The sequence below is a fragment of the Pseudonocardia charpentierae genome (genome assembly GCF_031845345.1).
GTDB classification, from domain to species: domain Bacteria; phylum Actinomycetota; class Actinomycetes; order Mycobacteriales; family Pseudonocardiaceae; genus Pseudonocardia; species Pseudonocardia charpentierae.
In genome coordinates this window covers 1-214 of sequence record NZ_JAVREJ010000150.1, presented here as the reverse complement: position 1 = coordinate 214, position 214 = coordinate 1, and the positions used below count along the sequence as shown (strand labels likewise).

The window sequence follows — 214 nt, the reverse complement described above, 5'->3', positions numbered from 1 at the left end:
CCTAGACGAGTAAGTCCTAACGGCGTGCCTGCCCGGGACGTGGCAGGAGGGTGTTGAAGATCCGTTTGTGACGACAGACCTCAACACCCTCCTAACCGCACTCTATGTGAAGATCGACGACTGGCTGGGTGCGCACACCCGAACGGGAAGACCACCCCGGCTCTCCGATGCCGAACTGCTGACCCTGGCCGTCGCCCAGGTCCTGCTCGGGGTC

The 214-nt window shown here is 63.1% G+C and carries 1 pseudogene; it reads left to right on the top strand.

Annotated elements, in window-relative coordinates:
- Positions 1-67: 67 nt before the first annotated feature.
- Positions 68-214: pseudogene (locus RM445_RS32235) on the top strand (IS982 family transposase); the annotation flags it as partial.